Origin of the sequence: Bradyrhizobium sp. NBAIM03, assembly GCF_020194055.1 — a bacterium.
GTDB classification, from domain to species: Bacteria; Pseudomonadota; Alphaproteobacteria; order Rhizobiales; family Xanthobacteraceae; genus Bradyrhizobium; species Bradyrhizobium yuanmingense.
The window spans coordinates 160732-184736 of sequence record NZ_JADYVS010000006.1; the positions used below are offsets into that span (position 1 = coordinate 160732).

The window sequence follows — 24005 nt, forward strand, 5'->3', positions numbered from 1 at the left end:
GACGGTCGTGTACGGCTTGGGCCTCCTATGCCAGCTTGACGTCGGGTTCCGCGCGTCCGCGCGCGGCTGCTTCGAGCAGAAAGGTGCAGCCGGCTTGCGGATCGGCAGCGCGTGCCGCCGTGTCCATATCCTGCCAGGCCGACGTGACGAGCAGGCGCGACAGGTCGGGGCCGACGAAGGCGGGGCAGCTCGCCTGCTTCGCCGGCACGCTAAGCGAACGCAGGCGCTCGCCTTGCGGCGAGTAGACGTCGATCCGGCTCGCGCCCCAGCACGCATTCCAGATCTGCCCGTCGGCGTCGCATACCGAACCGTCGAGACCGCCGATGCCGCTGTGGCGCAACAGCACCTCCGGCTCGCCGCGCGGCAGGCCGGTCGCGGGGTTGAGCGGCACGGCATAGAGCACCGCACGCGGCGTGTCGGTGAAGTAGCCGGTGGCGCCGTCGGGCGAGAAGCAGATCGAATTGGGAATGCTGATGCCGGGAAACAGCGTCGAGATCTTGCCGCGATGAAGCGCGTAGATCGCGCCCGCCTTCGGCTCGGCTTTCTTGCCCATAGTGCCGATCCAGAACGTACCCGATTGATGCACGCGGCAATCGTTTGAGCGCGTCATCGGATTGTCCGCTTCGAGCGGACAGAACAGCGTCATCGAACCATCAGCGAGCTTGCGAATGTAGAGGCCATCTTCGGCGACGATCAGCTGCCGCTCGGCGTCGATACGCCCCAGCGCGCTCGCCATCCGCCCGAGCGCGTGGCTGCGGACAGTGCCGGTGCCGAGTTGCGCCTCGAACAGCTTGCCTTCGCGAATGTCGAACCACCAGGCCGTGTCGGTGGTCACGTCATAGGTCGGACCTTCGCCGAGATGGCAAGGATGATCCGAGAGGACAGTCGTTGGCACCTGCTCCATCATGGCGACCTCACTGAAAAGCGATAGACCGTGTGATGGCGATAGACCCCTCCGGGATAGAGGCGCGGGCTCGGGAAATCCGGCCGGTTCGGCGCGTCGGGCCAGATGTGCGGCTCCAGGCACATGGCGTCCGATTGCCGGATCAGCTTGCCGCCCTTGCCGGACATCGTACCGTCGAGATAATTGCCCGAATAGACCTGAAGTCCGGGCTGATCGGTGAGCAGCTCCATGATGCGCCCGGAGCGCGGCGCCTCCAGCCGCGCCGCGAGCGCAAGCTTGCCGTCGCGCCCGAGACAATAGGTGTGGTCGTAGCCCCTGCCGTTTTGCAATTGCGGGTCGCCTTCGCGGATGCGCTCGCCCACCGGCCACGGTTTGCGGAAATCGAACGGCGTGCCGGCCACGCTGCGCGGCGACTCCGGCAGCGGAATGGCGGTGGCATCTATGGCGAGGAATTGCTCGGCGGCGACCATCAGGCGGTGGTCGAGAATGGACGTCTCTGACGTCGCACCCTCGAGATTGAAGAAGCTGTGGTTGGTCAAATTGACGACGGTCGGCCGGTCGGTCCGCGCTTCCATCAGCAGCGACAGCTCGGTCGGCCCGGTGATGCGATAGGTCACGCGAACGTCGAGCCTACCGGGATAACTCTCCTCCCCGTGCGGGCTGACATAGGTGAGCGTCACCGCGGGCTCGGCGCCTCCGTCGATCTCCGCGATCTCCCAGAGCTTGCGATCAAAACCCTCGAGCCCGCCGTGCAACGCATTCGGACCGTTGTTGACCGCTAGCTGCACCGTCTCGCCTTGAAGCGAAAACTGTCCCTTGGCGATGCGGTTGGCATAGCGGCCGACGGTGGCGCCCAGAAACTTCCGTTCGGCGAGATAGCCGGCGAAGGCATCATGGCCAAGCACGACGTCGTCATATCCGCCGTTGGCATCCGGCGCGATCAACGCCTGCAGCACCGCGCCGTAGCTGATGATGCGCGCCTCGAAGCCGCCCTCCCCGCGCAGCACGACGCGCTCGACCTCGCGGCCGTCGGGCAGCGTCCCGAACACGTCTCTTGTGATTGTTGATGCGGCCATGCTCAATCCACAAACGGTTCGACGATCGTGCGCTTGCCGAGCAGGAAGGCGTCGGCGACGAGACGGAGCGGCGTCAGATCGACGTCACTTGCGCCGGTTGCTGCGAGCGCGACGAAGCGTCGGTAGAGCCCGCGATATTCCTCATCGGGCCCTTCGACAAGCACCTTGCCGTCGACGGCCATGCGCGCGCCACCGCTGGACAGCGTCAGCCGGCCCTGATCGGTTTCGACGAGGATATCCCAGCTCTGCGGCCCGGTCTGGCGGAAGTCGAACTCGGCGGTCACGGGCAGGCCGCTGATATCCGTCAGGTTCACGTTCGCCGCGATCGGCGCCTGGCAATTGGCTGGAAAGGCCAGCTCGGCCGCGGTGACGAACACGGGCTTCGGCAGAATCCTGGTCAGGATCGACAGCGCATTGATGCCCGGATCGAACACGCCGAGGCCGCCGGGCTCCCAGATCCAGCCCTGCCCGGGATGCCAGACACGCACGTCTTCCTTCCAGCTGATGTGAACGGATTTGATGTGCCGATCAGTGAGCCATTGCCGGGCCGGCTCCACCGCCGGCGCATAGCGCGAATGCCAGGTCGCAAACAATGTCCGCTTCGCACCCGCCGCCATCGCGATCAACGGATCAAGCTCGGCAACGCCGTTGCCCGGCGGCTTCTCCAGCATGACGTGCTTGCCGGCGGCGAGCGCCGCCGCGGCCTGGGCCCGTCGCACCTGCGGCGGCGTGCAGAGCGAGACCGCGTCGATCGGCGGCCCCTTCTGAAGCAATTCCTCGATGGTCGCAAAATGCGGCACCCCCTGCAGCGAGGCGTTGCGGCTCGCCACGGCGGCAAGCGTTGCGCCCGGTGTGGCGGCGATCGCCGCCACATGCTGGTCCCGCGCGATCTTGCCGAAGCCGACGATGGCGATGCGAAGGTCTGTCACGCTTGTTCTCCAGTGTCGGCCGACGGTGGCGGCTCGGCCGGGGCGGTTTCGATCGCCGTACTGTCATGGCGGCGCATGCCGTTGTGAATGACATAGACCATGGCCTCGGATGCGGCATGGGCATCGCCCGCGACGATGGCATCGACGATCTTCTGATGCCAGAGCAGCACGGTATCGCGATCCTCCGGCTCGACCGGAGCGCTGAGCAGGAAAGAGGCGCGCAGCGCTGCTTCAATGACATGCCCAATCGAGCGCATGAACAGATTGCCCGAGGCACGCGCCACGGCAACATGAAGCGCGAGATCTGCATCTGCAAAACCGACCGAGTCGGACGCTTCATGCCGCATCCGATCCATGCTGCGGCGCAGCTCGCTGATGTCTTGCTCGGATCGCTGTGTTGCCGCCAGCATCGCCGCGCGCGGCTCCACGGCGAGACGGATCTCGGCGAGGTCGTCAAGGAAGCGCTTGTCGATGCCGGCATCGAGGTGCCAGGCCAGCACGTCTGCGTCGAACATGTTCCAGGCACCTCGCTCGCGCACGACGGTGCCGACCCGCGCCTTGGTGGTGAGCAGGCCCTTGGCGACCAGCGTCTTGACGCTCTCGCGCAGCACCGGCCGCGACACGCCGAACATTGCGATCATCTCGGCATCCCCCGGCAGGCGCGTGCCTTCCGCATAGCGGCCGGCGATGATGTCGACGCCGATCGAACGCGCCACCTCCGCATGGTTGGAATGGGCCCGCCGCGTCGGGATGACGACGATCCGCGAGGTCATGACGCCGCTCCCGCATGCTTCGCCGCCGGCCGGCGCGCAAGCGCGACCAGCCCCTGCAGCAGGACAATGAAGGCGAATAGAAGCACGCCCGAGGTGCGGGGGATCAGCAAGAGCTTTGGCGCGGTGCAGGAGGTCGACTTCATGCTGAGACGGACGTTTCGGCCGCGCGCCAGCCGGATTCCGATCCAATCTGCGAGAAGCCGATCGTGAGCTGGGCGCTGGCCGGCGTCGCGAGCAACAAGGCGGCCATGGCGCTGGCCGCACAGAGAGCTTTAGGGGGCATCAGGCGCGTCTCCCAAGATGTTTTATCCGGGGGCGCCGATTGGTAGCATGGCACCCACAGGCCGGCCTTCGCACCAGCGGCGGGCACTATTTCACGGAAGTTGAGTTCCGACTAGTCATATTATTTGACTATTTGGAGCAAAGCAGGCGAGGTGGGGCGAGCTGAGTTATGACACGTTCAGCGCGATTTTGCTCCCTTCATGCAACGGAGGGATGAAAAAATTAGGCGGCGCGATGGAGCCTCAGCTGTCAGCGGGGCGAAGGTGCGCCCCCGCTTGCGGGAGGCGAAGGGCAGCAGCGCTAGATCAGCTTCCGCTGCGCCAGGTTCTTCATCAGTGCGCCGATGCCGAACGTCCAGGGCTCGCACTCGTCGCTGGTGCGCATGCGGTTGACGAGCTTGCCGAGCTGAGGCGCTGCGATAGTGACAATGTCGTCGCGCTTGTGGGTGAATCCCTGCCCCGGCGCATCGCGATCCTTCACGGGTGCGAACATGGTGCCGAGGAACAGCACGAAGCCGTCAGGATATTGATGCACCTTGCCGATGGTCTGCGCGACGAGATCGGTCGGATCGCGGCTGATCTTGCTGATCGAGGAATGGCCGTCGAGAACGAAGCCGTCCGCGCCCGTGACATTCAGGCTGATGTCCAGCCTGCGCGCGTCGTCGAGCGTGAAGGTGTCGTCGAACAGGCGCAGCAGCGGGCCGATCGAGCAGGACGCGTTGTTGTCCTTGGCCTTCGACAACAGCAGCGCCGAGCGGCCCTCGAAGTCGCGCAGGTTCACGTCGTTGCCGAGCGCGCCCCCGACGATCTCGCCGCGGCTCGACACGAACAGCACGAGCTCGGGCTCGGGATTGTTCCAGGTCGATTTCGGGTGCAGGCCGGCATCCATGCCGGTGCCGACCGACGACAAGGTGGGCGCCTTGGTGAAAACCTCGGCATCCGGACCGATGCCGACCTCAAGATATTGGCTCCAGGCATTCTGATCGATCAGCACTTGCTTCAGGTGCATCGCCTGATCCGAGCCCGGCTTGAGCTTTGACAGATCGTCGCCGATCAGGCGCGTCACTTCTTTCCGGATCGCTTCGGCCGAGGCCGGATTGCCCTTGGCGCGCTCTTCGATGACACGTTCGAGCATCGAGATCGCAAAGGTGACCCCGGCGGCCTTCAGCGTCTGGAGATCGACGGGCGCGAGCAGCCAGGCCTTTTGGGGATCGCGCCCGTCCGGCGGGGTGTTGGCCACGATCGCCTCGAGATCACCGATGCGCTCGCCCTTGGTGGCGGCAAGCGCCTTGGCGGGATCGTCCATCTCGCAGAGCGCGCTGATGGTCGGAAATTTTGCTGTGACGTCATACACGCCGTCACCGCGCACGGCGACGATGGCCGGACCGTTGACCTGCGGCAGCCAGACGCGGCCGACCAGCGTTCCCTTCGTGCCGTCCTCGGGGAGAAGGTCCTTTACAGTCAATGTCGTCATGGCCGCGTCCTCGCTGTTCTAAGGAACGGCCGCATTCGCAGCGGCCGTTCCCGTGAGCGAAGACCAATAAACGTCTGGCGCTGGAAGTCCAGAGCGGCGACGCGCCGTGCAATTATGCCCCTGCCCGCGCCTTTCGCGCTGCAATCTGGTGCAGTGCCCAGCGCGCATTCTTGCGGACATCAGGATCAGGATCGTCGGCGATCACGGCCAGGAATGCCTCGCCGTCAGGGTGGCCGATCTCACCTAGCGCGGCGGCGGCCTCTTTGCGCAAATTCGCCTGGTCGTGATTGACGCAATTGCCGATCGGCCGCACCGCGCGTTCGATCTTCATCTTGCCAAGGCTGCGGATCGCCTTCAGCCGCACCTGCCAGAACTCGTCCGCGAGGCAGCCGACGAGCTGATCAGCCGCGATTGCACCATTCACGTTGAGACCCAGCGTCTCCGCTGCCATCTCGCGGACCATCCAGTCGGCATCCTTCAGCGCGCGGGTGATGGTCTCCGCCGCCGGCTTCATCTGCGAAAAGGCCAATGCGCTCACGGCGGCGCGGCGCACATGGGCATCGGGATCGTTGATCAGCGCGGTTAGCGCCGGAATGGATTCTTCCAGCTTGAGAAAGCCGATCACGCCGATCGCCTGCACACGGACGGCGGCGTCAGGGTCCTGGAGCGCTTCCAGCGCGGGCTTGAGTGTATCCCTGCGGCGCAGTTCCTTCAGCGCGCGCAGAGCGCCCATGCGGACGAAAGCGTGGGTATGCCTGACCAGCGGCAGGATCGCGTCGGCGCAGGCGGGATCCTTGAATTCAGCCATGCTGTCGGCCGCAGCCGCCGCGACGATCCTCTCGGGATCGACGAGCAGCTTCACCAGCGCGCTTGCTGCCTCCGGTCCGTCGAACTCGCCGAGCGCCATCGCGACCTGCTGGCGCACACCGGCATCGGGATCGGTGACCATTTTGGCGAGATGTGCGACCGCGGCGGGATCGCCGGAATGACCGAGTGCAATGATGGCGACGCGGCGTTCGGCGGGATCGGCCGCCTGCAGCCGCTCGTCGGCGTCTTCGAGATCGTCATAGGATTCGAACGGGCTCGACATGATCACCTCAACAGATAGGGAATGTTGACGGTGACGGCGCCGGTCGGACAATCCGCTTCGCAGGGCATGCAATACCAGCACTCGTCATAGGCCATGTAGGCCTTGTTGGTCATGTCGCTGATGCGCAGCACGTCGAGCGGGCAGACATCGACGCACACCGTGCAGCCCTTGTCCGCGATGCATTTGGCGTCGTCGACCACCACCGGAACCGATGTCTGATAGGACGCGAGAGGCATGTGATGTCTCCTGTTGGCTATGTTCTGGTGGATCAGGCCGAGGCGCGAATGCGCTGCTTGTCGTAGAGGTCCTTCTCGTCGTCCGCGATCGGCACGACATAGGGCTCGACTGCGCGCTTCTCGCTGGTCATCCTGCCGTCCTGCTTGGACAGCAGCGTGTGGCAAAACCAGTTCTCATTGTCCTTCTCCGGGAAGTCCGTCCGCCAGTGATAGAGACCCCAGCGGCTCTCTTCGCGATAGAGCGAAGCGTGTGCGGCCATATCGGCGCAGTCCAGGATCGACTGCACTTCGAGCGCGCGCAGCAATTCGTGCGCGTTGCGCGCGATCATGCGCTCCTGCATATCCTCACGCGCTTCGGCGAGCCGCCGCATGCCGAGCTCATATTTGCGCGTGACCTTTGGCGGCTGGAGGTAGTCGTTGACCAGGCGGCGGGTCTTGTACTCGATCTGGTTCGGCGGAATGCCGTCCTCGCGCTTGGTCGGCGCCATCACGCGGTCGCGTTCCATGGCGACCTCGGCCGCGTCGAACTCCGCGAAATCATGGTTGTCGGCGAACTCCATCGCGTCGATGCCTGCGACCGAGCCGTTGGTGAAGGCGCCGAGCATGTAATTGTGCGGGACGCTCGCCATGTCGCCGGCGGCATAGAGGCCGGGTACGGTGGTGCGGGCATTGTCGTCGACGAACACGCCTGACGCGCTGTGGCCGGAGCAGAAGCCGATCTCGGAGATATGCATCTCGATGGACTCACTGCGGTAGTCGACCCCGCGCCCCTGCTGGAACAGGCCGCGCGTCGGACGCTCGACCTTGTGCAGCGTGGATTCGATCTCGGAAATCGTGTCGGGGTGGAGATGCTTGAGCTGGAGGAACACCGGACCCTTGCCCGAGAGGAGCTCGTTGTAGAACTCCAGCATCATCTGGCCGGACCAGTAGTCGCATTCGATGAAGCGCGAGCCTTCGTTGTTTGCCGTATATGCGCCGAACGGGCCGGCGACATAGGCGCAGGCCGGGCCGTTATAGTCCTTGATCAGCGGGTTGATCTGGAAGCATTCGAGGTTCGCGAGCGCTGCGCCGGCGTGATAGGCCATGGCGTAACCGTCGCCGGAATTGGCGGCGTTCTCGTAGGTGCCGAACATGTAGCCGGACGTCGGCAGACCGAGGCGACCGGCGGCGCCCATGCAGAGGATCACGGCCTTGGCCTTGATCACCAGCATCTCGGCGGTCCGCGTATTGACGCTGATGGCCCCGGCGATGCGGCCGTCGGCCGATTTGACCAGGCGCGTCGCCATGTAGCGGTTGGAAATGAGGATGCGGGCGCGGCGGAGCTGACGGTACAGCGCCTTCTTCACGGTCTCGCCGTTCGGCATGGGCAGAACGTAAGTGCCGATGTGGTGCACCTTCTTGACGGCATAGTCGCCGTTCTCGTTCTTCAGGAAGCGGATGCCGAAACTGTCGAGCTCCTCGATGATGCTGTAGCAGTTCTGCGCGTATTTATAGACCGCCTTCTGGTCGACGATGCCGTCATTGGCGATGGTGATTTCCTTGGTGTACTGCTCGGGCGTCGCGTAACCGGGGATGACGGCGTTGTTGAGCCCATCCATACCCATCGAGATCGCGCCGGAGCGCTTGACGTTCGCCTTCTCGAGCAGGACGACATTGGCCTTCGGGTTCTTCAGCTTCGCCTTCAGTGCCGCCATCGGGCCGGCTGTGCCGCCGCCGATCACCAGCACATCGCAGGAAACTTCCGAAAGTCCGTCGACGATCTGATCTAGTGCCATCGCTTGCTCCTGGTTCGCCGATCCCGGCGCCTTTGCGTCAGATTTGTTCAGGGGGCGTCGCCGCGATAGCAATTAGTTGTCGCTGGGACGCGATTTGTAGCTCAGCGCTCGACGAAGGCTTTTTCGATGACGAAATGGCCGGGCTGGCTATGGTTGCCCTCGACAAAGCCGCGCGCCGCGAACATCGCGTGGAGTTCCTCGAGCATCGCCGGGCTGCCGCACAGCATGATGCGGTCAGTTTCGATGTCGAGGCTCGCTTGTCCGATATCCTCGAAGAGCTGGTTCGAGGCGATCAGGTCGGTGATGCGGCCGCGATTCCGGAACGGCTCGCGGGTGACGGTCGGGTAGTAGACGAGCTTGTCGCGGATCAAGGGGCCGAAGAATTCGTGATTGCGCAGGTCCTCGACGAGGTGCTCGCCATAGGCGAGTTCCGAGACCTGGCGGCAGCCATGGGCGAGCACGATGGTCTCGTAATTCTCATAGACGTCGGGGTCCTTGATCAGGCTGGCGAAGGGCGCCAGGCCCGTTCCAGTTGAAAGCAGCAGCAGGCGTTTTCCCGGAATGAGGTTGCCGGTGATCAGCGTGCCCGTCGCCTTGCGACCGACCAGGATGATGTCGCCTTCCCTTATCTTCTGAAGGCGAGAGGTGAGCGGGCCGTCCTGCACCTTGATCGAGAAGAATTCGAGCGCCTCCTCGTGATTGGCGCTGGCCATGCTGTAGGCCCGCATCAACGGCTTGCCCCCGACCTCCAGACCAATCATTGCGAACTGGCCGTTCTGGAAGCGGAAGCCGGGATCGCGCGTCGCGGTGAAGCTGAACAGGGAATCGGTCCAGTGCCTGACCGACAGAACCGTTTCCTTCTGAAATGCACTCATCGTCTCTCCTTGGTCATCGATGACGCGCAAGGTTTCGGAGAGAGGAGAGTCCGGCAATTCTGAAGTGAAATTCCCGGTGGATTAGTTTCACATTTCGCGTGGGTTGCTCGAAGAACAGGCTCGCGATCCCGCCCGCACCGGCAATTAGTTGCTATTCGTGCGTTCCCGTCTCGACGTAGAATGAAGTCAGAGGTTCGTCATGATAATGACATTGGTGGCACCGACCGTTGCCGGCTACGAAGCCAGCGCCGATCTCGCTTCGCTCCTGGTCCGCACGGCGCAGGACGACGCGCTCAGCGTTTCTGCCGAAACACTCCGCCTCTCCTGCAAATGCGCCCATTGCACCCGCGCCCGCTTCGACGGCCGCTTCCCCAAAGCGTTTCCGGGAATTGCGATCACCGACATCGGCGATCTCGGCTATGGGCTGAACATCTCGTTCTCGGATGGGCACAACCGGGGAATATATCCGAAGTCGTATCTGCTGAACTTGGCGGGGCGGTGACCCGGTCTTCGGTGTCATTTCCCCGCGCGAGGCGTCTGCCCCCATCTGGCACGGACATTGCTCCTCTTTAGAACGATTTGAACGTTCGGGAGGCAGGCGATGTTGCAGGCGGCGAATGCGGTGCGCGGGGCTGTTCCCGCAGCGATACGGCCTGCCGGCAGCTCCTCGCTACTGCTCACCGAGAACCAGCAATGGATCGGCGGTCCACCACCGTTGATGGACAAGCTCTCACCTCGCGAGCGCGAGTTGGTGCTAAAGCAGGGCCGCCGCAAGGTCCTCAACCGCGGCCAGACGCTGTTCAGCCAGGGCGGCAAGCATGACGGCATCTGGCTGATCGAGAGCGGCCGCATCCGCGTGTTCTACACCTCGCCACTTGGACGCGAAATCACGCTGGCCTATTGGCATGTTGGCAATTTCGTCGGCGGTCCCGAAGTGTTCGAAGGCACCGTACATCAATGGTCCGGCGTTGCCTCCAGTAATTGCAGCGTCGTGCACCTGCCCGGAAAGGAACTGCGGTCCCTTGCTACAGAGATCCCGAACCTCGCGATTGGCCTGATCGAAGGCCTGACGTTCAAGGGCAAATGCTATTCGGCGCTGGCCCAGATGCTGGGGACGCGCTCGATCACGCAACGTCTCGCCCATCTCTTGCTGCATCTCGTCGAGCTCTACGGCGTCGAGGATGCCGACGGCACGGTGATCGCCGCGGCCTTCACCCACGCCGACATCGCCCACATGGTCGGCGCCACCAGGCAATGGGTCACGATCAGCCTGAAGCGGATGCAGGAGAAGGGAATCGTGCTGACCAAACGGTCGCAGATCGTGGTCTGCCGGACCGACATTCTCGAGGAGATGCGCGGCCAGGCGACGGATTGAAGGGGGCCCGCGACCATGGCCGATGCACAGGCAAGCGGCTTTATAGTGCAGGACTGCCCAAGGAGTATGCAATCAGCTTTTCCCGGCAACTAATCGACTGCGGCGGCCACTCCGGATTTGCCCTGCTTGCGCCCTCCCCCAATCATGGCACCCACAGCACATCCAACCGAATGAGGATGAGAATGGTCCGCCATCTTCCCACGCTCTCGATCGCGATGTCGGTGACGTCGCTGGCGCTGCTCGTCGCGCAGCCGGCTTCTGCGGAAACCGTCAAGCTCGGCATCGGAACGCAGGATACCACGACCAACACGGTCACCGCAGGCGTCGTCATCCGCCAATTGCAACTGCTCGAGAAGTACCTGCCGAAGGACGGCAAATACGCCAACATCAAGTTCGAGCTCGAATGGCAGAACTTCACCTCCGGTCCGCCCGTCACCAACGCGATGATGGCGAACAAGCTGCAGATCGGGATGATGGGCGACTACCCGCTCATCGTGAACGGATTCACCTTCGAGAGCAATCCGGAGAGCAAGAGCCGCCTCGTCGGCATCGCCGCCTACAGCCTGTCCGGCTCGGGCAACGGCCTCGTCGTCCACAAGGACTCACCCTATTACGACCTCGCCGATCTCAAGGGTAAGCTCGTCAGCGTGCCTTTCGGCTCCGCCGCGCACGGCATGGTGCTGAAAGCGATGCAGGATCGCGGCTATGCGTCCGATTTCTTCCAGCTCGTCAGCCAGAGCCCGGAGGTCGGCTCGACCAATCTGCAGGAGAAGAAGATCGACGGGCACGCCGATTTCGTCCCCTTCGCCGAGCTGTTGCCGTTCCGCGGCTTCGCGCGGAAGATCTTCGACGGCGTCGAAACGAACTTGCCGACCTTCCACGGCATCGTGGTTCGCACCGACTTCGCCGAAAAATATCCCGAGGTCGTCGTCGCCTATTTCAAGGCGCTAATCGCCGCCAATCAGTGGCTGCGCGCGGATCCCAAGCTGGCCGCCGAGAAGATCCAGGAATGGACCGGCATCAACAAGGAGGTCGTCTACATCTTCTTAGGGCCCAGCGGCAATATGACGACCGATCCGACGATCAAGCCAGCGCTGATCGATGCGGCCACGACCGACGTCAAGGTGCTACAGAATCTCGGCCGCATGAAGGAGTTCGATCCGAAGAAATGGGTCGACGACAAATACATCCGCAAGGCCTATGCCGAAATGAAGCTCGACTACAACGCCCAGCTCGCGAGCACCAGCAACTATGAGATCTCGGGCGAGGACAGCTTCTGCAAGAAGCCCATCACCGATCCGCGCAAGGCGGGCGAAGTTTGGGTCGACGGTGCCGGCATCATGCCCTTCTCGTCCGCCAGCTGCACGCTCGGCGCCTATGCCGACTACAAGGCCAAGGGCAAGAAGATCAACGTCGCCTACGTCTTCGACACCACGCGCGGCATCAAGCTGTTCGCCGATCAGGCCTTCTTCGCGGTCGGCAATAGCGAGGTCGCCCCGTTCCTGCTGAAGAAGGACGCCGAAGCCTACGCTGCCAAGATCAGCGGCAAGGTGCTCGGCTTCGATGAAGCGATGAAGGCCGCCGTCGGCGGAGGCAAGACGTGAGCAGCCCCGCCCTCGTCAGACAGCCCGAGGACAGCATGCCGGCAACAGCACTTGCTGAGGCGGGCTCCGCGCCCGCCGCCATCATCCGGCCTTCGACGCCGCCTTCCTTCGCCACACTGGGGTTGCGCTGGTACCGGCTCAATCGGGCAGGTCTGCGCGCGGCGGCAATCGGCGTGATTTCGCTGCTCGCCTTTCTGCTGGTCTGGCATCTGCTCACGACCTATCGGGTCGTGTTCTTCGTGCGCTTCACCAACGTGCCCTCGCCGCTCGCGGTCTATGACAGCTTCATAAAGGCGATTCACGATCCTAAATTCCTGATGCACATCCTGCTCAGTTGCCGGCGCATCTTCATCGGATTCTCGCTCGCGGCGATCGTCGGCGTGCCGCTCGGCCTGATCATGGGGCGCTTCAAGCTGGTGCATGAGGTGATTTTCCCAGTCGCCGAAGTGCTGCGGCCGATCCCGGCAATCGCCTGGGTGCCGATGGCGATCATGCTGTGGCCGACCAACGAGCAGAGCATCGTCTACATCACCTTCCTCGGTTCGTTCTTCCCGATTCTCGTCAACACCCTGCACGGCATGTCGCTGGTCGACCCCGTGCTGGTACGCGCCGCACAATGTCTCGGCGCGCGCGAACGCTCGATCTTTCGGGAGGTCTATTTCCCAGCCTCGCTGCCGCACATCTTCACCGGCCTCACCGTCGGCATGGGCGTCGCCTGGGTGTCGCTGATCGCGGCCGAGATGATCTCCGGTCAGTACGGCATCGGTTACTTCACCTGGGAAGCTTATTCGCTGGTCCAATATGCCGACATCGCGCTCGGCATGATCGCGATCGGGGTGCTCGGCCTCGGATCGAGCCTGCTGATCCGGGGCGCGGGGCAATTGGTGATGCCGTGGAGATCGACATGAGCGAGGTGCTAGCGAACAGCCCAAAAGGCCACATCGAAGTCAAGAACTTCTCCCTCGCCTACGAGACCATCGAGGGCGCGGTGCAGGCTGTCACCGACACGCAGATCCATGTGCGGCCCGGCGAGTTCGTGTCGATCGTCGGCCCGTCCGGCTGCGGAAAGTCGACGCTGCTCAATGCGGTCGCAGGCTTCCTCAAGCCGACGACCGGTGTAGTTACCGTCGACGGCGAGCGGGTAAACGGTCCGAGCGCCGAACGCGGCATGGTGTTTCAGCAATATTCTCTTTTTCCGTGGAAAACCGTGCGCGAGAACGTCGAGTTCGGCCTGAAGATGCGCGGCATGCCGCGCTCGCAGCGCGAACGCGCCGCGCGCACGCTGTTGGGGCTTGCGGGACTCGAAGCGTTCGAAAAGCATTATCCGGAAAAGCTCTCCGGCGGCATGAAGCAGCGCGTCGGCATCGTCCGCGCGCTCGCGACGGGACCGAAAGTGCTGTTGCTGGACGAGCCCTTCGGCGCGCTCGACGCGCAGACGCGCGTCATCATGCAGCAGATCCTCACCAATATGTGGCAGCGGCTGAAGATCTCGGTGCTGTTTGTCACCCACGACATTGACGAAGCCATCTTCCTGTCCGACCGCGTCTATTGCATGACCGCGCGGCCGGGCTCGATCAAGGCGGAGATCCCGATCCCGCTGGAGCGGCCGCGGCAGCAATCGATGATGATGTCGTCGGAATTCTTGGCGCTCCGCCGCGGGCTGATGTCGCTGATCCGCGAAGAGAGCCTGAAGGCGATGGGCGGCGAGATCAACGACTTGGGCATGCAGGGGCTGAACATCGAGCTGCACGGCCACTCGCTCGCGGACGTGATTTAGCTTACCGCTCGCAGCAATGACGGTCTCGTAGGGTGGGCAAAGCGAAAGCGTGCCCACGGTTCTCCGTCTCTTATAGAACCGTCGGCACGGCGCTTGCGCCCCTTTGCCCACCCTACTGCAGCTTTGCCCTGATCACTTGAACCAGTGCACCAGCGCGATGCTGATCCCCAGCAGCAGCAGCAGCGACAGCGTCACGGCCGCCGTCACCCGGCCGCCGACATTGGCGAGCACGCGCACGTCGACGCCAAGGCCGAGGGCGGCCATCGAGACCACCGTGAGAAAGCTCGTGATCGTCGTCACGGGGCCAACCACCGTCGCCGGCACGATCTCCAGCGAGCGCAGGGTCGCAAGCGCAAGGAAGCCGAGGATGAACCAGGGGACCAGGCGGAAGAAGCCGACGCTGGTTTTCTTGGCATCGCTCTGCCAGCGCGAAGCGACCAGCGACAGGCCGACGACGACCGGGCCGAGCATCAGGACACGCATCAGCTTCACCAGCGTGCCGATCTGGGTTGAGACGAGACCTGCCGGCACCGTCGCGGCGAGCACCTGCGGCACTGCGTAAACGGTGAGCCCGGCGAGAATGCCGTACTGCGTTGCGGACAATTGGAGCAGCGGGATCAGCAGCGGCAGGCCCAGCACCATCATCACGCCAAGGATCGCCGTAAAGGAGATCGAGGATGCAATCTCGTCGTTGCTGGCGCCGATGATGGGCGCCACCGCGGCGATGGCGGAATTGCCGCAGATCGAGTTGCCGCAGGCGATCAGGATCGACAGCCGCGTCGACAGGCCGAGTAGCCGGCTGAGGCCGAAGGAGACGCAGAGCGCGACCACGACGACCGCGGCGATGGAGGCGAGCAGCGCAATGCCGGAAGCCGCGATCGCGGCAAAGCTGATGGAGGCCCCGAGCAGCATCACCGCGACTTCCAGCAGTTGCTTGGCGCTGAAGGCGATGCCGGCCTGCCACCGCGGGGCCGGCTTCCAGAAGCTGCGCACCGCCATGCCGAGCAGAATCGCCATGACCAGCGCCTCGACATAGGGGTGCTCGAACATGCCCAGTTCGGCCCGCTCGAGCAGGGCCGACACACCGGCCACGAGAACGCAGAGGAGGATGCCCGGAATCAGCGCCGCAATACGGCCCGCGGTGGTGACCGGCTTGGAATCGGCCGGGCTGGATGCTTGATTCTGCGACACAAATCTCTCCCCAAGGAGAAAGATTTATACGCACCACGACCCGATTGGGAAATATGTTTTCGACATATCAGGGCCGAGAGAAGTTCTGTCCTCGGACCGGAATAAACGGCCTCAGAAGATCAGGTTCTTGGCCAGCGAGGCGACGCGGCTGAAACCGTCATAGATGCCGGGCTCGAAAAAGGCTGCACGGGCCAGCACGATGCCCGCGACCAGCGACCAGAACACGGTGGTGCCGGCCCGCAGCAGGAGCTTCGAGGCGCGCGACTTCGGCTGTGTGTCCGTTGCGGACACCAGTTGCTCGCCGAAGGGCTCAAATCCAGTGCGTTCCATGGCTGCCGATCCACCAATTTCTGGCGGAAATGTCGTCGTTTCGGCTGCAAACAGCAATGGAAGCGATTGGCGTTTTTGCGCTCGGAAGGGGAAACTCCTTCCTCCTGACAGGACCACGGCAATAGTTTTCTTCTTTCCGCCTATTTGGACACCGCCGCTCCGGTCACAACGCCTTCACCGCGTCGGGATTCCCCGAGGGCTCGGGAGCACGGCGGCAGCGCCATCTTCCAGTCGGTTGATGGCGCCGCACCGACGATGGCCCATCTCGCTACGCCGCCAGTCCGCTCTCTACTGGCGCAAACTCCAGCCCCAGACTCTCCGCCACCGCCTTGTTCGTCACCCGGCCGCGATGCACGTTGAGCCCGTTGCGCAGATGCGGATTCTCCAAGATGGCCGCAAATCCCTTGTTGGCGAGCATCAGGCCGAACGGCAGCGTGGCGTTGTTCAGGGCTTGGCTCGAGGTCACCGGCACGGCTCCCGGCATGTTGGCGACGCAATAGTGAACGACGCCGTCGACCTCGTAGGTCGGCTCCGCGTGCGTGGTCGGGTGCGAGGTCTCGAAGCAGCCGCCCTGGTCGATCGCGACGTCGACCAGCACGGCTCCCGGCCGCATCGATTTCAGCATCGCACGGGTGACGAGCTTCGGCGCGCTGGCGCCAGGCACCAGCACTGCACCGATCACGACGTCGGCGGCGAACACCTCGTCCTCGACCGCCTCGATGGTGGAGAAACGGGTGCGTACGCGTCCAACAAACAGATCGTCTAGTTCGCGCAGGCGCGGGATCGAGCGGTCGATCACGGTGACTTCGGCACCTAAGCCGGCGGCCATGCGTGCCGCCTGCGTTCCGACCACGCCGCCGCCGAGCACGATGACGCGTGCCGGCTGCACGCCGGGCACGCCGCCGAGCAGCAGGCCGCGGCCGCCGCTGGAACGCTTGAGCGCGGCGCCGGCGGCCTCGATGGCCAGGCGGCCGGCGACTTCGCTCATCGGGGCGAGCAGCGGGAGGTGACCGCTCGCGTCCGTGACGGTTTCATAGGCGATTGCGGTGCAGCCGGAAGCAAGCAGGCCCTTGGCCTGGTCGGGATCCGGCGCAAGATGAAGGTAAGTAAAAAGGATCTGGCCTTCGCGAAGCTGAGCCCATTCGCTCTTCTGCGGCTCCTTCACCTTCACGATCATGTCGGACTTTGCAAAGATCTCGGGAGCGGTCTCGGCAATGGACGCCCCTGCCCGCCGGTACACCTCGTCGGACGCACCGATGCCGCTGCCGGCGCCGCTCTCGACCGTCACCTGGTGCCCGGCGGCAACGTATTCGCGGACCGCACCTGGGGTGAGCCCGACCCGATATTCCTGCACCTTGATTTCCTTCGGGACTCCGACGCGCATCTTGATCTCCCTCGCCAATGCTTTGATTCCATTGTTGATCGTAGCGAGAGGGTCGGTTTGGTTTCGTGCAAATATCCGCTACCTTGGCAGCGCCCGCGCCGGTTTCCGGCGCGAAATGGTCCTTTGACGCTGGAAACGAAACCTTGGCCCTCGACCGGAAAGACCTCGCCATCCTCGCGGAACTCACGACCAATGCGCGAGCCAGCCACACCGAGCTTGCCAACAAGATCGGCTTGTCGAGCACGGCGCTGGCGCGGCGGCAGAAGGCGCTGGAGGATGACGGCTACATCCAGGCCTACCAGGCCGCGCTCGACCTGGCCCAGTTCGGCCTCACCACCACGGTGCTGGTTCGCATCGCGCTGGAGAGCCAGAGCGACGAGGCACTGAAGGCGTTCGAGGCAGAGGTGACGAAATGCCCCTCTGTCGTGCGCTGCTTCCTGATGTCGGGGACGGACGACTACATCCTGATCGTGCTCGCCCGCGACATCCAGGATTTCGAGCGCATCCATCGCACCGAGCTGTCCCGCCTGCCCCGCGTCGCGCGGGTGCAATCGAGCTTCGCGCTGCGCGAGATCGTCAACCGCGCGGTGCCGACCGTGGTGTTCGGCGAGACCAAGCGCTGATCTCGTAAATCCAATCGGGAGAACCGATTGGGAACCAAGCAACTCGTCATCCGTTGGGCGCTATCGGCCAGCGGCGGCAACGCAGTCTCGCGTCATTTGCACAATTTGCCCGGCTCGGCCTTTCCGCAGGGAAATACACCATGGCCGACCTTACGATCCCCGAACGCATTCCGATCAACCTCGTCGTCAATGGCGAAAGCCGCGCGCTCGAGGTCGTGCCATGGACCACGCTTCTGGATGCGCTGCGTGACCGTCTGCAGCTGACCGGCACCAAGAAAGGCTGCGATCACGGCCAATGCGGCGCCTGTACCGTGCTGATCGACGGAAGACGGGTCAATTCCTGCCTGACCCTGGCCGTCATGAAGGATGGCGCCGAGATCACGACTATCGAAGGCTTGGCCAGGGACGGCGCGCTGCATCCCCTGCAACAGGCCTTCATCGACCACGATGCCTTTCAGTGCGGTTATTGCACGCCGGGGCAGATTTGCTCTGCCGCGGGCCTGTTGGCCGAAGGCCGTGCGCGCGATGCGGATGAGATCCGGGAGCTGATGAGCGGAAACCTCTGTCGCTGCGGTGCCTACACCAACATCGTGGCTGCGATCGAGCAGGCAATGAGCCGGTCATGAACAACTTCCAATATTCCCGCGCAAGCGATGTTGCCGACGCCATCCGCCTGCTCGCCGCCGATCCCGGTGCGAAGTTGATCGCCGGCGGCACCAACCTGATCGATCTGATGAAGGAGAACGTCGAACGGCCCTCCCGGCTGATCGACATCTCTCGCCTTCCGCTCCGCGACGTCGAGGAGACAGCGGACGGCGGTCTGCGCATCGGCGCCTTGGTGCCGAATTCGGACCTCGCCTACCATCCGTTGATCGAGCAGCGCTATCCCCTCCTTGCCAGCGCCATCCTGGCCGGCGCCTCCGCGCAACTGCGCAACATGGCCTCGGTCGGCGGCAATCTGATGCAACGTACGCGCTGCCCCTACTTCTATGACACCACGACACCCTGCAACAAGCGAAGCCCCGGCACGGGCTGCTCGGCCGTCGATGGCCTCAACCGCAACCATGCCATCCTCGGCACCAGCAACTCCTGCATCGCGACCAATCCATCCGACATGAGCGTGGCGCTGGCCGCGCTCGGCGCGCTCGTACATATCGCACGCCCCTCGGGGCAGCGCACCATCGCGCTGACGGATTTCCATCGGCTTCCCGAGGACAAGCCTCATCTCGATACCAATCTCGGCAGCGGCGAGATCATTATCGCCATCGAGCTGCCGCCGAACGGCTTTGCCCGGAACTACAGCTATCTGAAGATCCGCGACCGGCTGTCCTACGCCTTTGCTCTGGTCTCGGTCGCGGCCGCGGTCGACCTGGAGGGCAACGCGATCAGCGAAGCGCGCCTTGCGCTCGGTGGCGTGGCCCACAAGCCCTGGCGAAGCCTCGAGGCCGAAGCCGCATTGCGCGGTCAGGCGGCAACACCGGATCATTTCGGGCGCGCCGCCGACCTGCTGCTGCAGGGAGCGACGGCACGCTTCCACAACGGGTTCAAGATCGACCTGGCGCGCCGAGCCGTCGTGCGTGCGCTGATGCAGGCCGCAAGCGCCACGCCGCAATCACAAGCTCACAAGAAGATCGCATGAGGACCCGATGAACGCCTATGTCGGAACACCAACGTCGCGCGTCGACGGCCGCGCCAAGGTCACCGGGGCCGCCAAATATGCTGGCGAATTCGCAGCAGACGGTCTCCTTCACGGCTTCGTCGTCGAGGCCAGCATCGCGCGTGGGCGCGTCGCTCGTCTCGATACCAGCGAGGCGCTGAAGGTGAAGGGCGTGGTCGACGTGCTCACGCATGAACATCGGCCGCCCCTCGCCGACAAGGACGAAGCCTGGAAGGATGAGGTGGCGCCGGAGAAGGGCTCGCCGTTCCGGCCGCTCTATGATGAGAGGGTCAAGTTCAACGGCCAGCCGATCGCACTGGTCGTCGCGGAGGACTGGGAGATCGCCAAGTTCGCCGCAACCCGCGTTCGCGTCGAATATGAGCAGGAGGCGTTTTCGACCGATCTTGAATCCGAACGCGGCAAGGCCGAAAAAGTGGATCAACCGCACAAGCCGCGTGGTGATGCCGCAGCAGCCCTGACGCGCGCGGCCGTGCGCCACGAGGCGGATTACGTCATTCCGACCGAGCACCACAACCCCATGGAGCTCTTCGCGACGACAGCCGTCTGGAACGGCAGTGGCGGGCTCACGGTCTACGACAAGACGCAGGGCGTCCAGAACGTCCAGAAGTTTCTCTGCAGTGTTTTCGGCAAGGAACCGGACGACATCCGCGTGATCTCGCCTTATGTCGGCGGCGCCTTCGGCTCGGGCCTGCGGCCGCAGCACCAGGTGGTGCTGGCAACCCTTGCCGCGCTCGCACTGAAGCGGTCCGTCCGCGTCGTGCTGACGAGGCAACAAATGTATGGCCTGGGCTATCGTCCCATGACCATCGAGCGCGTTGCGCTCGGTGCAAAGCCGGACGGCACGCTCGATGCGATCACCCACGAAGCCGTTGCCGTGACCTCACGTTATGAGGATTTTTCGCGCAACGATACGGGCTGGGCCGAGCAGCTTTACAAGAGTCCTAACAGCAACTTTTCCCATAAGCTGGTGGACCTCGACGTTTCGACACCCTGCGACATGCGCGCGCCGGGTGCGGCCACGGGCGTCTGCGCGCTCGAATGCGCCATGGACGAATTGGCCGTCGCGCTGAAGCTCGATCCGGTCGAGCTGCGCCTGAGGTGCTACTCGGATCGCGACCAGAGCCAAGGCCTGCCTTACACCAGCAAGCAGCTGCGCGAATGCTACGCCCGCGGCGTCGAAGCGTTCGGCTGGAGCCGGCGTAATCCGGCGCCGCGTTCCATGCGAGACGGCAAGGAACTGGTCGGCTGGGGCATGGCGACCGGGGTGTGGGAGGCGCTGCAGATGCCGGTCGCCGTCCGCATCGTGCTGACGGCCAACGGCCATGCCGAGGTCTCCTGCGCCGCGTCCGATATCGGCACCGGCACCTACACCATCGTGGCGCAGGTCGCGGCCGATGCTCTCGGGCTGCCGATCGAGAATATCAGCGTCCGGCTCGCCGATTCGACCTTGCCGCAAGCCCCCGTCGAGGGCGGCTCCTGGATGGCGGCATCAAGCGCGCATGCGGTCTTGGGAGCGGCCGAAGAAATTCGCTGGGAACTCGCACGTCTTGCCAAGGCCATGCCGGGCACACCGCTCGCTGACCTCGACGCCGCCGACGTCACCCTGACTGACGGCATGATCGCCAGCAGCGACGGTCGCGGGGCCGCTGTCTCGATTGCGGATGTCATGCGCCACAGCAAGCTCGAGCGGATCGAAAAGGAGAAGCTCAACCAATTCGCGGAGGATAAATCGCATGCCCGCAACACACATTCGGCGGTCTTCGCGGAGGTGAAGATCGACGAGGAGCTGGGAATTATCCGCGTCACCCGGATCGTGAATGCGGTCGCGGCCGGGCGCATCCTGAACACCAAGACCGGCCGCAGCCAGATCATGGGCGGGGTGGTCTGGGGTATTGGAATGGCGCTGCACGAGGAAACGGTGATGGATCACCGCTTCGGCCGCATCATGAACGCGAACATTGCCGAATACCACATTCCCGTGAACGCCGACGTCCACGACATTGACGTCATTTTCGTCGACGAGCCCGACGACCGCATCAACCGGTTGGGAATCAAGGGGCTCGGCGAGATCGGCATCGTCGGCGTCCCGGCCGCAATTGCGAACGCCGTCTATCATGCCACCGGCAAGCGCATCCGGCGCTTCCCGATCACACTGGACAAGCTGCTGGAGTGAAGCGTCAGGCTAACCTTGCCGCAGCACTCGGGCATGTCATCCAGATGTCATCGAATGTGCAGAGAGCTGTATCTTCCTGCACATTCGGGACCTGCCATGGACTATTTCAAGCGCTTCAACTTCCTGTTCGCCGCCCCTGTGTTCGATGCCGACGATCTCGAAGGCGTCCGCTTCAACCAGATCATCGAGGAGATCCAGCGCTCCGGCTTCGAGGTGGTCCGGGCCCGCAAGCTGGAGGATGCCGAGATGGCGGTGCAGACCGATGCCGCGATCGGCTGCATGGTGGTGGACTGGGGCAAGAAGGGCCTGGAAGGCAAGACCTCGGCGCTGATCAATCTGATGCGCCGCCGCGGCCTCGACTTCCCGATCATCCTGCTGATCCGTCGCAAGCGGTTCGAGGATTTGCCGGTCGAGGTGCTCGATTTCATCGATGGCTATGTCTTCCTGTCCGAGGAGACGCCAACCTTCATCGCAAAGAACCTGATCAGCCGGCTGAAGCAATATGCCGAGACGCTGAAGACGCCGTTCTTCGGCGCGCTGGTCGACTATGCCGAGGAAGGCAACCAGCTCTGGACCTGCCCGGGCCACAATGGCGGCGTGTTCTACAACCGCAGCCCGATCGGGCGCGTGTTCGTCGAGCATCTCGGCGAGTCCGTGTTCCGCGACGACCTCGACAATTCCGTGCTCGACCTCGGCGACCTCCTCACCCATGAGGGCCCGGCGCTGAGGGCGCAGAAAGAAGCGGCGGCGATCTTCGGGGCGGAAAAGACCTATTTCGTGCTCAACGGCACCTCGACCTCGAACAAGGTCGCGCTGGGCGCCCTCGTCACCGACGGCGATCTCGTGCTGTTCGACCGCAACAACCACAAGGCCGCCCATCACGGCGCGCTGATGATCAATGGCGGCATCCCGGTCTATGTGCCGACCGTTCGCAACGCCTGGGGACTGATCGGCCCGATGCGCTGGGACCGGCTCGAAGAGAAGAGCTTGCGCGAGGCGATCCGCAACCATCCCCTGGTGAACGATCGCGACGCTTGGCGCAAGGAGCGGCCGTTCCGTGTCGCCGTGGTCGAGCAGTGCACATATGACGGCTCGATCCACAGCGCCGAGATGATCATCAAGCGTATCGGCCATCTCTGCGACTACATCCTGTTCGACGAGGCTTGGGCCGGCTTCATGAAATTCCACCCCCTTTATGCCGGCCGCTTCGCCATGGGGCTGGTAAATCTCTCGCCCGACGCCCCCGGCATCATCGCGACGCAGTCGACCCACAAGCAGCTGGCAAGCTTCTCGCAGGCCTCGCAGATCCACATCAAGGACCGCCATATCCGCGGCCAGAAGCGTCGCGTCGAGCACCGCCGCTTCAACGAGAGCTTCATGCAGCACGCCTCGACCTCGCCGTTCTACCCGCTGTTCGCCTCGCTCGACGTCGGCGCACAGATGATGAAGGGCCGCTCCGGCGAAGTGCTGTGGGACGACACGATCCGGCTCGGCATCGAGCTGCGCAAGAAGATCCGCGCGATGCGCCAGGAGTTCGAGGAGAAGGAGCAGAACCCGGATCGCCGCTGGTTCTTCGAGCCCTTCGTTCCCGATCGCGTCGCCATTGCCGATGTCAGCCGTCCCGGCGCGGCGCATAACGTCGCCTGGGAGACCCTCTCGACCGACGAGCTCGCCACCAACCCCGCGCTGTGGCAGCTCTCCCCGGATACCAACTGGCACGGCTTTCCCGATCTCGCGGAAGGCTTTGCCATGACCGATCCGAACAAGCTGACGCTGCTCACGCCCGGGTTCGATCGTGCGACGGGAGCTTATGCCGAGCACGGCATTCCCGCGCCGGTCGTCGCGCAATATCTGCGCGAGAACCGCATCGTCCCCGAGAAGAACGACCTCAACTCCCTGCTCTTCCTGCTCACGCCCGGCGTCGAGGCGAGCAAGGCGGGCACGCTGATCTCCGGCCTCGTCGCGTTCAAGCGACTGCACGACGACAATGCGCTGCTCGCCGACGTCATCCCCGAATTCTATCAGAGGCGGCAGGCGCGCTACGCCGGTGCACGGCTGCGTGACCTCTGCGGCGAGATGCACCGTTTCTTCCGCACCGCCGATGTCAGCGCGCTCCAGGCGCGGCAGTTCATGCCCGAGCATATGCCCGAGATCGCGATGTCGCCCCGCGATGCCGCGCGCTATCTGTTCAAGAACGACGTCGACTACCTCCCGATCGAGGCGATCGCCGGCCGAATCGCGACCACGCCGTTCGTGGTCTACCCGCCCGGCATCGCCACCATCGTGCCCGGCGAGCGGCTGACGGAACGAGCCAAGCCCATGATCGATTATCTCAAGATGTTCGAGACCTGCTTCAACACATTTCCGGGCTTCGACGTCGAGATCCAGGGCGTCTACAAGGAGGTCGATGCGAATGGGCGCATCGGGCTCTACACTTATGTCGTGACCGAGTAGGTG

At 63.9% G+C, this 24005-nt stretch carries 22 protein-coding genes and 1 pseudogene; 10 read left to right on the forward strand and 13 right to left on the reverse strand.

Going from position 1 to position 24005, the window contains the following annotated elements; genetic code table 11:
• Nucleotides 1–25: 25 nt before the first annotated feature.
• The 10 genes and pseudogenes from I6F21_RS11295 to I6F21_RS11340 all read right to left on the reverse strand — a co-directional run bounded on the left by I6F21_RS11295 (nucleotide 26) and on the right by I6F21_RS11340 (nucleotide 9413).
• Nucleotides 26–904, reverse strand: coding sequence for an SMP-30/gluconolactonase/LRE family protein (locus I6F21_RS11295; RefSeq protein ID WP_225141476.1), 879 nt, complete (start codon nucleotides 902–904; stop codon nucleotides 26–28).
• Nucleotides 904–1980, reverse strand: a complete 1077-nt coding sequence (locus I6F21_RS11300) for an aldose epimerase family protein (RefSeq protein ID WP_225128864.1) — start codon at nucleotides 1978–1980, stop codon at nucleotides 904–906. Before I6F21_RS11300 ends, I6F21_RS11295 begins: the two co-directional genes overlap by 1 nt.
• A gap of 2 nt (nucleotides 1981–1982) precedes the next feature.
• Entirely contained in the window at nucleotides 1983–2909 is a 927-nt protein-coding gene (locus I6F21_RS11305; protein WP_225141337.1) for a Gfo/Idh/MocA family oxidoreductase, read from the reverse strand.
• On the reverse strand, nucleotides 2906–3682 hold the full coding sequence (locus I6F21_RS11310; RefSeq protein ID WP_036005559.1) for a FadR/GntR family transcriptional regulator: 777 nt from the start codon (nucleotides 3680–3682) through the stop codon (nucleotides 2906–2908). Before I6F21_RS11310 ends, I6F21_RS11305 begins: the two co-directional genes overlap by 4 nt.
• 145 nt (nucleotides 3683–3827) lie before the next feature.
• Nucleotides 3828–3965, reverse strand: a pseudogene (locus I6F21_RS11315) (sugar ABC transporter substrate-binding protein); the annotation flags it as partial.
• Nucleotides 3966–4264: 299 nt separating this feature from the next.
• Nucleotides 4265–5437 (reverse strand): fumarylacetoacetate hydrolase family protein, encoded by a 1173-nt coding sequence (locus I6F21_RS11320; RefSeq protein WP_225141335.1) that lies wholly within the window; start codon nucleotides 5435–5437, stop codon nucleotides 4265–4267.
• Nucleotides 5438–5549: 112 nt separating this feature from the next.
• On the reverse strand, nucleotides 5550–6527 hold the full coding sequence (locus I6F21_RS11325; protein ID WP_036023369.1) for a HEAT repeat domain-containing protein: 978 nt from the start codon (nucleotides 6525–6527) through the stop codon (nucleotides 5550–5552).
• 2 nt (nucleotides 6528–6529) lie between these two features.
• On the reverse strand, nucleotides 6530–6763 hold the full coding sequence (locus I6F21_RS11330) for a ferredoxin family protein (protein WP_007593252.1): 234 nt from the start codon (nucleotides 6761–6763) through the stop codon (nucleotides 6530–6532).
• Between the two features lie 32 nt (nucleotides 6764–6795).
• Nucleotides 6796–8538 (reverse strand): fumarate reductase/succinate dehydrogenase flavoprotein subunit, encoded by a 1743-nt coding sequence (locus tag I6F21_RS11335; protein WP_225141333.1) that lies wholly within the window; start codon nucleotides 8536–8538, stop codon nucleotides 6796–6798.
• Nucleotides 8539–8639: 101 nt separating this feature from the next.
• The gene (locus I6F21_RS11340) at nucleotides 8640–9413 is read right to left on the reverse strand and encodes a ferredoxin--NADP reductase (RefSeq protein ID WP_036035046.1); all 774 of its coding nucleotides are present in this window, start codon (nucleotides 9411–9413) and stop codon (nucleotides 8640–8642) included.
• 205 nt (nucleotides 9414–9618) lie between these two features.
• Between I6F21_RS11340 and I6F21_RS11345 the strand changes: the two genes are divergently transcribed.
• The 5 genes from I6F21_RS11345 to I6F21_RS11365 all read left to right on the forward strand — a co-directional run bounded on the left by I6F21_RS11345 (nucleotide 9619) and on the right by I6F21_RS11365 (nucleotide 14169).
• Nucleotides 9619–9915, forward strand: coding sequence for a gamma-butyrobetaine hydroxylase-like domain-containing protein (locus tag I6F21_RS11345; protein ID WP_036023361.1), 297 nt, complete (start codon nucleotides 9619–9621; stop codon nucleotides 9913–9915).
• Between the two features lie 99 nt (nucleotides 9916–10014).
• Nucleotides 10015–10788 carry a Crp/Fnr family transcriptional regulator gene (locus I6F21_RS11350; protein WP_036023359.1) on the forward strand — a complete coding sequence of 258 codons (774 nt, stop codon included), beginning with the start codon at nucleotides 10015–10017 and terminating at the stop codon, nucleotides 10786–10788.
• A 182-nt stretch (nucleotides 10789–10970) separates the two neighbouring features.
• A complete protein-coding gene (locus I6F21_RS11355; RefSeq protein ID WP_225183146.1) occupies nucleotides 10971–12392 on the forward strand; it encodes an ABC transporter substrate-binding protein in 1422 nt (473 codons plus the stop codon).
• Nucleotides 12393–12427: 35 nt separating this feature from the next.
• Entirely contained in the window at nucleotides 12428–13300 is an 873-nt protein-coding gene (locus tag I6F21_RS11360; protein ID WP_050995895.1) for an ABC transporter permease, read from the forward strand.
• On the forward strand, nucleotides 13297–14169 hold the full coding sequence (locus tag I6F21_RS11365) for an ABC transporter ATP-binding protein (RefSeq protein WP_036005639.1): 873 nt from the start codon (nucleotides 13297–13299) through the stop codon (nucleotides 14167–14169). Before I6F21_RS11360 ends, I6F21_RS11365 begins: the two co-directional genes overlap by 4 nt.
• A 132-nt stretch (nucleotides 14170–14301) precedes the next feature.
• On the opposite strand, the gene I6F21_RS11370 is transcribed toward I6F21_RS11365, so the two are convergent.
• From I6F21_RS11370 to ald, 3 genes are all read right to left on the reverse strand, one after another.
• Nucleotides 14302–15360 carry a putative sulfate exporter family transporter gene (locus I6F21_RS11370; RefSeq protein WP_225141329.1) on the reverse strand — a complete coding sequence of 353 codons (1059 nt, stop codon included), beginning with the start codon at nucleotides 15358–15360 and terminating at the stop codon, nucleotides 14302–14304.
• Between the two features lie 111 nt (nucleotides 15361–15471).
• Nucleotides 15472–15690: a hypothetical protein gene (locus I6F21_RS11375; RefSeq protein WP_225141327.1), complete on the reverse strand. Its 219-nt coding sequence runs from the start codon at nucleotides 15688–15690 to the stop codon at nucleotides 15472–15474.
• Nucleotides 15691–15958: 268 nt separating this feature from the next.
• Nucleotides 15959–17074, reverse strand: a complete 1116-nt coding sequence (gene ald, locus I6F21_RS11380; RefSeq protein ID WP_225141325.1) for an alanine dehydrogenase — start codon at nucleotides 17072–17074, stop codon at nucleotides 15959–15961.
• Between the two features lie 143 nt (nucleotides 17075–17217).
• Between ald and I6F21_RS11385 the strand changes: the two genes are divergently transcribed.
• The 5 genes from I6F21_RS11385 (at nucleotide 17218) to I6F21_RS11405 (ending at nucleotide 24002) form a co-directional block, all read left to right on the forward strand.
• Nucleotides 17218–17697 carry an Lrp/AsnC family transcriptional regulator gene (locus I6F21_RS11385; RefSeq protein WP_025035213.1) on the forward strand — a complete coding sequence of 160 codons (480 nt, stop codon included), beginning with the start codon at nucleotides 17218–17220 and terminating at the stop codon, nucleotides 17695–17697.
• A 140-nt stretch (nucleotides 17698–17837) separates the two neighbouring features.
• Entirely contained in the window at nucleotides 17838–18323 is a 486-nt protein-coding gene (locus I6F21_RS11390) for a (2Fe-2S)-binding protein (RefSeq protein ID WP_225141474.1), read from the forward strand.
• The gene (locus I6F21_RS11395) at nucleotides 18320–19336 is read left to right on the forward strand and encodes a xanthine dehydrogenase family protein subunit M (RefSeq protein ID WP_225141323.1); all 1017 of its coding nucleotides are present in this window, start codon (nucleotides 18320–18322) and stop codon (nucleotides 19334–19336) included. The genes I6F21_RS11390 and I6F21_RS11395 overlap by 4 nt, the downstream gene beginning before the upstream one ends.
• A gap of 7 nt (nucleotides 19337–19343) precedes the next feature.
• Entirely contained in the window at nucleotides 19344–21548 is a 2205-nt protein-coding gene (locus I6F21_RS11400) for a xanthine dehydrogenase family protein molybdopterin-binding subunit (RefSeq protein ID WP_225141321.1), read from the forward strand.
• A 96-nt stretch (nucleotides 21549–21644) separates the two neighbouring features.
• On the forward strand, nucleotides 21645–24002 hold the full coding sequence (locus I6F21_RS11405; protein ID WP_036023350.1) for an Orn/Lys/Arg decarboxylase N-terminal domain-containing protein: 2358 nt from the start codon (nucleotides 21645–21647) through the stop codon (nucleotides 24000–24002).
• Nucleotides 24003–24005: the final 3 nt, after the last annotated feature.

Bases quoted from the DNA above. Each gene is read 5' to 3' on its own strand.
- I6F21_RS11295 (WP_225141476.1), bottom strand. From the start codon at position 904: ATGGAGCAGGTGCCAACGACTGTCCTCTCGGATCATCCTTGCCATCTC.
- I6F21_RS11300 (WP_225128864.1), bottom strand. From the start codon at position 1,980: ATGGCCGCATCAACAATCACAAGAGACGTGTTCGGGACGCTGCCCGAC.
- I6F21_RS11310 (WP_036005559.1), bottom strand. From the start codon at position 3,682: ATGACCTCGCGGATCGTCGTCATCCCGACGCGGCGGGCCCATTCCAAC.
- I6F21_RS11320 (WP_225141335.1), bottom strand. From the start codon at position 5,437: ATGACGACATTGACTGTAAAGGACCTTCTCCCCGAGGACGGCACGAAG.
- I6F21_RS11325 (WP_036023369.1), bottom strand. From the start codon at position 6,527: ATGTCGAGCCCGTTCGAATCCTATGACGATCTCGAAGACGCCGACGAG.
- I6F21_RS11330 (WP_007593252.1), bottom strand. From the start codon at position 6,763: ATGCCTCTCGCGTCCTATCAGACATCGGTTCCGGTGGTGGTCGACGAC.
- I6F21_RS11335 (WP_225141333.1), bottom strand. From the start codon at position 8,538: ATGGCACTAGATCAGATCGTCGACGGACTTTCGGAAGTTTCCTGCGAT.
- I6F21_RS11340 (WP_036035046.1), bottom strand. From the start codon at position 9,413: ATGAGTGCATTTCAGAAGGAAACGGTTCTGTCGGTCAGGCACTGGACC.
- I6F21_RS11345 (WP_036023361.1), top strand. From the start codon at position 9,619: ATGACATTGGTGGCACCGACCGTTGCCGGCTACGAAGCCAGCGCCGAT.
- I6F21_RS11350 (WP_036023359.1), top strand. From the start codon at position 10,015: ATGTTGCAGGCGGCGAATGCGGTGCGCGGGGCTGTTCCCGCAGCGATA.
- I6F21_RS11355 (WP_225183146.1), top strand. From the start codon at position 10,971: ATGGTCCGCCATCTTCCCACGCTCTCGATCGCGATGTCGGTGACGTCG.
- I6F21_RS11360 (WP_050995895.1), top strand. From the start codon at position 12,428: ATGCCGGCAACAGCACTTGCTGAGGCGGGCTCCGCGCCCGCCGCCATC.
- I6F21_RS11365 (WP_036005639.1), top strand. From the start codon at position 13,297: ATGAGCGAGGTGCTAGCGAACAGCCCAAAAGGCCACATCGAAGTCAAG.
- I6F21_RS11375 (WP_225141327.1), bottom strand. From the start codon at position 15,690: ATGGAACGCACTGGATTTGAGCCCTTCGGCGAGCAACTGGTGTCCGCA.
- ald (WP_225141325.1), bottom strand. From the start codon at position 17,074: ATGCGCGTCGGAGTCCCGAAGGAAATCAAGGTGCAGGAATATCGGGTC.
- I6F21_RS11390 (WP_225141474.1), top strand. From the start codon at position 17,838: ATGGCCGACCTTACGATCCCCGAACGCATTCCGATCAACCTCGTCGTC.
- I6F21_RS11395 (WP_225141323.1), top strand. From the start codon at position 18,320: ATGAACAACTTCCAATATTCCCGCGCAAGCGATGTTGCCGACGCCATC.
- I6F21_RS11400 (WP_225141321.1), top strand. From the start codon at position 19,344: ATGAACGCCTATGTCGGAACACCAACGTCGCGCGTCGACGGCCGCGCC.
- I6F21_RS11405 (WP_036023350.1), top strand. From the start codon at position 21,645: ATGGACTATTTCAAGCGCTTCAACTTCCTGTTCGCCGCCCCTGTGTTC.